Source organism: Microcoleus sp. Pol7_A1 (assembly GCF_036701085.1).
In the GTDB taxonomy this organism is placed as follows: Bacteria; Cyanobacteriota; Cyanobacteriia; order Cyanobacteriales; family Microcoleaceae; genus Microcoleus; species Microcoleus asticus.
The window spans coordinates 4,335-11,765 of the sequence record NZ_JAUBQD010000108.1 but is presented as its reverse complement, the minus strand read 5'-3'; the positions used below and the strand labels follow the sequence as shown (position 1 = coordinate 11,765).

The 7,431-nt window shown below is 45.5% G+C and carries 4 protein-coding genes; all 4 read left to right on the top strand.

Going from position 1 to position 7,431, the window contains the following annotated elements:
• The first annotated feature begins 926 nt into the window (after positions 1-926).
• Positions 927-1,295, top strand: coding sequence for a translation initiation factor (locus QUA20_RS30645; protein WP_333194048.1), 369 nt, complete (start codon positions 927-929; stop codon positions 1,293-1,295).
• A gap of 152 nt (positions 1,296-1,447) precedes the next feature.
• A complete protein-coding gene (gene recR, locus QUA20_RS30640; RefSeq protein WP_172187730.1) occupies positions 1,448-2,041 on the top strand; it encodes a recombination mediator RecR in 594 nt (197 codons plus the stop codon).
• Between the two features lie 125 nt (positions 2,042-2,166).
• Entirely contained in the window at positions 2,167-4,290 is a 2,124-nt protein-coding gene (locus tag QUA20_RS30635; protein WP_333194047.1) for a prolyl oligopeptidase family serine peptidase, read from the top strand.
• 936 nt (positions 4,291-5,226) lie between these two features.
• Positions 5,227-7,431: DUF4347 domain-containing protein (locus QUA20_RS30630; protein WP_333194046.1), on the top strand; the 2,205-nt coding region annotated here is incomplete at its 3' end.

The following is a 7,431-nucleotide window of genomic DNA, read 5'->3' as shown; positions in this document are numbered from 1 at the left end:
AGATTTAATAGGGTTTTGTCTTGCTTTTGAGTCAGAAATACTCTTAATCGAGCGCCCATATATTAGTTACCCCACTAGAACTAGAGTTTTATTTATGTATCTTAACATAGTTTTGTTTTTTCTCGCCGACCTACTTACAGACATTTTTGGGAGCGATCGCAAATTCCCTCTGGACACGTTGCGCTGTATGGGATGTATTATGGAAGCCTCCCCACTCGTTGGGGAAACTAATTGAATGAAAACATTGCTCTATCTTTAGCTTCTTTAGGACTTTCTTTCGTTATCTCCTCACTCGCTGGGGAAACTAATTGAATGGAAACATGAAAAACTTAGAAACCCAACTCCTTGAAGAAGTCGGGTTTTTTACGCTTGCATCCGATCGCACTTACGAGATTAGGATTTACGCAAGGGTGGTCAGAATCTGGGTTTTTACGAGAATATTTCGTTGCAGGGCGCAGATAAGGTAAAAAACCCGATTTCTTTGGTCGCAGTGCGTCCACTATTGTAGATAAAATTAAATCTCCCGCTCAAATCAAATCCCTTAAGATCGGAATTATCCATCCTTCTCATCTCTTCCTCAGGGCCCTCAGCGCCCTCTGCGGTTAAATCCTCCAAAAACAACCTTAAACGATATAATTCAATCAAAACCGGGAAATTTGCGATCGTCCTTAAGCCTGCCAGGGAATGAATTACCTGTCTCATAGCTAAAGTCAGTTAAAACTGACTGCTAATATCAAGTACAATCTCTGCAAAACCAACTGTAAATCTCATAGATTATCTTCCCTGAAAACTCATCTAAATCAACCATTCTCAAACACATCCTACAGTCCTCGACCGAGGACTTTCGCTATGAGGCGGGGGTTTCAACCCCTGCTGGACTGCCGGACTCATCGGCTACCCTGCCTAACTCCAAACACCAAACTACTATGAGTACATCAAAACCCAAAAACTCCGATAGCAATAACCAATCAGGAAAACGAATTGTTTACTCCGAATTTGGCAATGTTGACAACTCCGCCGCCCTCGAACGAGGAATACAAGAAGTCCCCCCAAATCAACAAAACCTCAAAATTGAAGCATCCCGAAAAGGACGCGGCGGCAAAACTGTTACAGTTATCAGCGGCTTTCAGGGAAAACCCGAAACTTTAGCAACTCTAGCCAAACAGCTAAAAGCCCAATGCGGTACTGGCGGCACTGTCAAGGAAAATGAAATCGAAATTCAAGGCGAACACAAGCAAAAACTGCTAGAAATCATCACAAAGTTAGGCTATAAAGCTAAAATTAGTGGAGGGTAAATTAGTCAATAGTCATCATTGTATGGGCGGGGCTGGTTTATGATATACTTAGTTTTAAACATAGATGGTTGGTAAAACCCGCCCCTACATCGCGCCAATTATACGATCGCGAATCAACCAGAAATGATATTACCAATTACCGCCAATTTTTAATGTACACTCGACCTTTAGCTCGTTTAATCGAACAATTGCAGCGCTTGCCCGGAGTCGGCCCAAAAACTGCCCAGCGTTTAGCTTTACATATTTTGAAGCGACCGGAAGAAGAAGTGCAAGCCCTAGCTAAATCTTTGATTGATGCCAAACAGCAAGTAGGTTTCTGTCAAGTATGCTTTCACTTATCTGCTGACCCTGTTTGCGAAATTTGCCGCAATACCAACCGCGACAGTCATACCATTTGTGTAGTGTCAGAATCCCGCGACGTAATCGCTTTAGAAAAAACGCGGGAATATATGGGCAAATATCACGTTGTTGGTGGCGTTATCTCGCCGATGGATGGAATTGGCCCGGAACAATTGAACATTCAACCATTAGTCCGGCGCGTCAGCCAGCAAAAGATTAAGGAAGTAATTATTGCTATTAGTCCCAGCGTGGAAGGCGAAACTACTACTCTTTATATCGGTCACTTATTAAAACCTTTTACCTTAGTGACGCGCATAGCTTTTGGTTTGCCGATGGGGGGAGATTTGGAATATGCCGATGAAGTTACATTGGCTCGCGCTTTGGAAGGAAGGAGAGAGTTGGATTAGTTCTTCAATATTATTCGGCGGCTGAAACCGATCCTATGCAAACGAAGTCTGCCTGCGCGAACTAACAGCGGACTAACAACAGATAATAAGGCTACACTAAACTAAGTTACCGATAGTGAAAAATCATGGCTAAATTCGATCGACCTTTCACCTACCCCACAACCCGCAAAATCGACCAAACAGACGACTACCACGGCGTCGAAGTACCTGACCCCTACAGGTGGCTGGAAAATCCCGACTCTGAGGAAACCCAAGCTTGGGTGGAAGCCCAAAATGCAGTTACTTTTGCCTACCTCAACGAAATTCCGGCGCGGGAAAAAATCAAACAGCGCCTGACTCAACTTTGGGATTACGAGAAATACGGCATACCTTTCAAAGAAGGCGATCGCTATTTCTACTACAAGAATGACGGTCTGCAAAATCAATCCGTACTCTACACTTTGACATCCCTCGACGGCGAACCCAAAGTATTAATTGACCCCAACACTCTCTCAGAAGACGGAACCGTTGCTTTGGGTGGGGTAGCTATCAGCGAAGACGGCAAACTTATGGCCTACGGTTTGTCAACTTCCGGCTCCGACTGGCAGGAATGGAAAGTCCGCGATGTGGCAACCGGCGAAGATTTATCAGACCATTTAAAGTGGATTAAATTTTCAGGAGCATCCTGGACTCACGACGGTAAAGGCTTTTTTTACAGCCGCTACGACGAACCCAACGAAAAAACCAAACTAGAAGACGTTAACTATTACCAAAAACTGTTTTACCACCAAATCGGCACGCCGCAATGTGAAGACGTATTAATCTACGAGCGATTAGACCAGAAAGAGTGGGGATTTAGCGGCGGCGTCACCGAAGATGGTCGTTACTTAATTATCTCTGTTTGGCAGGGAACGGAAACGAAAAACTTGATTTTCTACAAGGATTTAACGGCACCGGAATCAACAGTTGTAGAACTCATTAGCGAATTCGAGGCTGAGTACAGTTTCATCGACAATGACGGTTCTCTTTTCTGGTTTCAAACAGACTTGAATGCACCGCTGGGCCGCATAATTGCGATCGACACCAACAACCCACCTCCTTCATCACTCGCTGGTGATGAAACCGCCCGTGAATCCCCCTGCAAAGAGGGGATTCACGGGGGATTCACAGAAATTATCCCCGAAGCAGCAGAAACTCTCGAAGGCATTAATCTCCTGAACAATCAATTTGTCGCTTCCTACTTGAAAGACGCTTACACCCAGATTAAAATCTTCAACTTAGACGGCTCTTTCGTGCGAGAAGTGGCCTTGCCCGGAATCGGTTCGGCGGGAGGATTTGGCGGCAAGCGGCACGACACCGAAACTTTTTATGCTTACACCAGTTTCACTGCACCTAACATCATCTACCACTACAATATGGTGACAGATGAAAGTACGATTTATCGGCAACCAAAAGTCGATTTTAATCCCGAGGATTACGAGACAAAACAAGTATTTTACCCGAGTAAAGACGGTACGCAAGTACCCATGTTTATCACCCACAAGAAAGGCTTGCAGTTGGATGGCAACAACCCCACCTACCTTTACGGCTACGGTGGTTTTGGCATCTCGCTGACTCCGAGTTTTTCTGTTAGCAATGTTGTGTGGTTGGAGATGGGCGGAGTTTATGCGATCGCCTGTTTGCGGGGAGGCGGTGAGTACGGCGAATCATGGCACCAAGCAGGCACAAAGTTGAACAAGCAAAACGTGTTTGATGACTTTATCAGCGCCGCTGAATGGTTGATCGAAAACAAGTACACCAAACCTGCTAAATTGGCGATCGCAGGCGGCAGCAACGGCGGTTTATTGGTGGGAGCTTGCATGACTCAGCGGCCGGAATTGTTCGGTGCAGCACTGCCGGCAGTCGGCGTCATGGATATGTTGCGCTTCCACAAATTTACCATTGGTTGGGCTTGGACTTCTGAATACGGTTCGCCGGAAAATCCCGAAGAATTTTCCACAATTCGCGGCTATTCTCCGTTGCACAACCTCAAACCGGGAACGGCTTATCCGGCGACAATGATTACAACTGCCGATCACGACGATCGAGTAGTTCCGGCCCACAGTTTCAAGTTTGCTTCTGCTTTGCAAGAAACCCATGCGGGAGAAAAACCGGTGTTAATTCGCATTGAAACCAAAGCGGGACACGGTGCCGGCAAACCCACTGCGAAAATCATTGAAGAATTGGCAGATGAATGGGCTTTTTTAGTGCGGGAACTCGATATTAACTAACGTTTAAAAAGTGCGGAATTGGGGGTGGCGCAGTCGGAGAAAGTGCGATCGCGCCACCCTCTATTTTTCCGCCTCTCCCCTAGGGTACGCACGCAGCACAAACCACCTCACCCTAGTATTTGAAATAATTTTTTGACCTAATCTCGCGTTCAATTTTCAAATCCTGCGATCGCTTCACTACCTTTGGCTGCGGACACCGGAAAATTAAAATCATAGATTAATGCAATTTGTCAACTCCTAGCTCGTGTTAAATTGCCTGACGCGATGTTAATTTTTGTATGTTTTAGTGGTATTTCTGATATTTTTTTGATATGGCTTCAATATAAGTAAATTTGGCAGCGATGTCAATGGCCAACAGTAGTAAATCGAATCGAAAATTAAAAATTTTCCAATTCTCGGAAACCACTTTTTTAAGTTGGCTTACGGTGAAGATTCAACAAAAAATCCTACTTACAACCGTACTGAGAAGCCTCGCGTTACCGGAATTACTGCCTTTTTTTAGCAATGCGTAAGTAATTGGCGATCGAAATCTCCATGTTCTCGCATAGCCTCTTCTCCAGTAAAAACAACTGACTGGCGCAGTCAAAGCCAGAAAACGCTTGCTTACGAGTTGGGGTGATTTGTCGTCCTAGCGACCCGCGATCGCCCGCAGCAGTCCTCGTCCAATTCTTTCCTAAAATCTCAAAAAAATACGTAAGTATTAAATTATTTATATAAAAATAATTCATTGAAAATTTATATTTTGGTGTTTATAGAATTTTCTCAATGTGGGTAGGCTAAAACAAATAACTAAATCAGGGAATAAAGAAAATGATCTCCCATCTGCCGAATTTTTCTGCCGTAAAAATACCTAAATCTACAAATATTGCCACTAAAAAAAACTTCTTTTTAAAAAAAGCAAGCTCTACAGCAGGGCGTGAAGCGAAAAAATCTCTAGTGATTGTTGACTCCCGAGTAGAAAACTACGAGCAATTGATCGGTGGTATTAAAGCTGGAACGGAAGTATTTGTACTCAATCCAACCAGGGGGGCGATCGAGCAAATCACCGAAATTTTGGGTCAGCGCAGCAGCATCAATAGCCTGCACATAGTTTCTCACGGCCGAGAAGCAGCAGTAGAAATCGGCTCAACAGAACTTAATATTGATAATCTAGAAACCTACAGCAACCAATTGCAGCAGTGGGGAAAAGCCCTTAACGAATCCGGCAGCATTCTACTTTACGGCTGTAACATAGCAGCCGGCGAATCCGGCCTTAAATTCATACAAAAACTCAGCGAATTAACAGGGACAAATATTGCCGCTTCCAATAATTTAACAGGGAGTGCAGCATTAGGTGGCGACTGGAAATTAGAAATTACTACAGGACTAATAAATACCGAATTAGCCTTTGAAAAAGAAGTCCTAGAAGGCTATACATCAGTCCTGGCTACCTTAGCGGCTGAAGAATTTAAAAATTCAACAGTAATCGGACCTTGGATATATGGAGTTGGCAACACCCTTACAGATAACCCAGGCTTAACCGCAGGTAGTACAGCCAACAGCAGCGGCGTTATTCCCGCTTTAGGGACTGGCGATCCACCTGGAACAGGTACTTTGAGATTAACATCAAATGAATTTACACAAGCAGCTTTTGTAATCTACAACAACCCAATCTCTGCCACTGAGGGTCTGAAAGTTACCTTTGATTTCTTTGCCTATAACAGAGGTACTGTCCCTTCTCAAGGGGATGGTTCCCTCCTTGGTGCCGATGGCATTAGTTTTTTCCTCATTGACGGAACAGCTACGCCAACAGAAGCGGGAGGATATGGTGGCTCTCTCGGCTATGCTCAGAATAATAATAGTCCCGCTTCACTTGGTATTTCAGGAGGTTATTTAGGTGTCGGATTAGACGAGTTTGGCAATTTTTCTCTCCCTCAAGGAGGAGCGGGAGGGCGTGTGGGCGGCCCCGGGCCGCGGCCGGATTCATTAGGACTTAGAGGCAGCCAAAGCACATCTTATAATTTTTTAACAAGCACTTCTATTGCCATTGGCATAGATAATAAAGATACAACCACTCGCACTGCTGCTAAAAGAAGCGTCCAAATTACATTATTCCCGGCCAATTCAATAATATCTCCTAACCGTCTGACAGTTGCCTTCGACTTAAACACCAATGGCATCTTTGATCCGGGCGAAACACTGATCGACATACCAAATTTGGCAACCGTAAACGGAACAGTGCCACGTACTTTTAAATTTGGGTTTGCTGCTTCGACAGGGGGAAATACAAACATTCACGAAGTTAATAATGTCATCGTCGAAAGTCTAGAGCCCCCTACACTCGTAGCCGACGTTTCCATTGTTAAAAAAGGCCCGCTCTATGCCATACCCAATAGCACCATTACCTATACGATTACCTCCACAAATAACGGGCCAAACAGCGCCGAAAGCGTCCTGATTCAAGATCCGCTCCCAGAGGGCTTAACTTTCGTCAGCACTGACAACGGCGGTACTTTCAACCCCACAACGAGGACGGTCATCTGGCCGGCGATTCCGACTCTGGCTAACGGTGCTAGCGAAACCCGTACCATCACCGCAATAGTTCCGGCAGTCGGCGGTCCCTTAACTAACACTGCCTATAGCACCTCCAGCACTTTCGACCGAGATCTAGCTAACAACAATAGTTCCCAACCAATCTCTCAAGTCTCAACTACAATTGTTGCTGCTAGTGCCGACCTAGTTACCACCAAAAGCGGGACTACCGCAGCAGCACCAGGTGAAAGAGTTACTTACACAATTTCGACAGTCAACAACGGCCCAAGCACAGCCGAAAACGTCACCGTTACCGACACCATCGTTCCCGGCTTAACAGGAGTAATCGCCTCCAACGGCGGTGTCTACGATCCCGCTACAGGTATTGTCACCTTTGCCGCAGGCAGCTTAGCCAACACAGGCAGTGTCACCAACACAGTCAGCTTTGTCGCACCCCCATCCGGCAGCGTCAGCAACACCGCCAGAAGCACCTCAGCTACCCCTGACCCGACTCCGGGCAACAACGAAGCTACATTCACCACACCTCTGACACCTAGTGCCGACCTAGTTACCACCAAAAGCGGGACTACCGCAGCAGCACCAGGTGAAAGAGTTACTTACACAATTTCG

Excerpts from the sequence above, each read along its gene's own strand:
- QUA20_RS30635 (WP_333194047.1), top strand. The coding sequence starts at position 2,167 with ATGGCTAAATTCGATCGACCTTTCACCTACCCCACAACCCGCAAAATC.
- recR (WP_172187730.1), top strand. The coding sequence starts at position 1,448 with ATGTACACTCGACCTTTAGCTCGTTTAATCGAACAATTGCAGCGCTTG.
- QUA20_RS30645 (WP_333194048.1), top strand. The coding sequence starts at position 927 with ATGAGTACATCAAAACCCAAAAACTCCGATAGCAATAACCAATCAGGA.